This is a genomic window from Pseudoalteromonas sp. SR45-5, assembly GCF_014163565.1.
Taxonomy (GTDB): Bacteria; Pseudomonadota; Gammaproteobacteria; order Enterobacterales; family Alteromonadaceae; genus Pseudoalteromonas; species Pseudoalteromonas distincta.
In genome coordinates this window covers 1-1,788 of sequence record NZ_JACJDN010000736.1, presented here as the reverse complement: position 1 = coordinate 1,788, position 1,788 = coordinate 1, and the positions used below count along the sequence as shown (strand labels likewise).

1 protein-coding gene is annotated in these 1,788 nt (G+C 40.5%); it reads right to left on the bottom strand.

What is annotated here, in order from left to right; all coding sequences use genetic code 11:
• Positions 1-4: 4 nt before the first annotated feature.
• On the bottom strand, positions 5-1,788 hold a 1,784-nt coding region (locus H5072_RS18495; protein WP_259395986.1), incomplete at its 5' end, for a pilus assembly protein.

Below are 1,788 nucleotides of genomic sequence, written 5' to 3'. Positions count from 1 at the left end.
GTTTTTAAAGTGCCTGAGTATCGTTTTCTTCGCGTTTATAAATATAGGTTTGTTGGGTTTTAAAGCCAAAACCAATTGGTTCAGCGCCATTTACTAGCTTAACTTTTCCACCTTCAACATTTAAATTTGGCCCAAGTATTTCAATAGCTTTTATCGGCTTATCAGAACCTTTAACCCCAGGGCCTATTAAATAAAACTGACTAACTTGCGTTACATCCGTTGCATCATCCCAATCGCACTTACCATCCGCATCATTATCTGCACACGACGGGCCTTCCCCAAAAAATAGTTTCGGTGTATCTGGTACATCATTACTTGTTGCAAATTTCACATCGTCATAAACCTTCGTTCCATAATGCAAATGAAAGGCGTAAAGCGAACCACCACCACCCGTTAACGAACATTGGTTTTGTGTTGATGATGAAGATGCAGGCGTAAAGGAAGTAAAGTAAGCAACCCCACCAACGACCGTTGCTGCAGCAAGGGACTTTTCGCCCGTCCCTAATTCGTATCGCCACCCTTTAAATTCGGCTAACTTAACTTCAAGGTTAACAAATTTATCAACGTCATCAAGTGCGTTACCAAATGGGTCTTCATTCATTTTCATTAAATCATCTGGCACTATTGGGGCTGGAAATTCAGTAAATATTTTTGTTAGGGTGTTTTCATCACGGATCATATACAGCTGATCTTGCTCATTAGTAGCAAGTGGGTTTGAACGATTTCCGCTACCTATTACTATTGCGTCGTACGGGGTATCTAAACGGGTGGTGATCATTTCACCACCATAATTGGTTTTAGTAACTTTACTAAACAGCGTTCTAGCAACTAATGGTTTGTAAAAAAAACGTCTGTCTTGCGACGCTAATGTACTGCCAAGCTCCGCAAGTTTAAAATGGGTAATATCACCTTCATCTTCACTAGGAATATCTACTCGCCAAATATTACCGCCAGTATCGGTTGCATAAATTCGGTCGATATACCCGTCGTAATCTGAGTCAAGCGTAGTTACATCAGCTGCAATACTGTGTTCTCCGGTAAAACCATGCTCATCTGGAGTCAGCGCCCATACCTTTTCGCCAGTTTTAGCATTAACAATGTAGATACCTAGCCCGGTTTCATCTGTTGTTCTAATCGCATTATCTTTGTTTGTATCGTAGCCTGCGCCAAATATTAGCAATGGATCCTCACCAAAGGCTTTAATGTATGCAATTTGAGGTTTAGACCATGTTTGCGCTAAATATTTAAATTCTTCTGAGCCACCAACAATAGGCTTATTCCATAATTTTTTAGGTTCGTTAGGGTCACTTATATCAAGCGCGTAGTAATTTTTACCGCCTCTGCGCATACCTGCAAATGCCCACACTTCATCACCATCACTTGCTCTAATAACACCATCGTTTAACCCTTCGCTATTTGAGCCTTTATTATTAAAGAACACACTTATAGGCCCATCCATACCATACACTTTTGTATTTGCAAGATTACTACGCAAAGCAGGAATGTTTTTTAATAAGGCAGCAGGTGTAAAAGCCCACTTTTCTTCAACAGTATCGCCTTTGTCTTCAAACATATGTAAAAAGCCGGCATTAGTACCAACAAGTATGTGAATACTTCCATCGCCGTAATCTATAGATACCGGCTTTGAATGCAAAGGGTCGCCAAAAATATTGATTCGCTGATCTACTGATGAGTTATCACCATCTTCATTGTCAACATCAACCCCTCGTGCCCAGCTAATATCACTCTCCTGTAAAGTTAGCCCGATATTAGGAATCAAATCAGGGG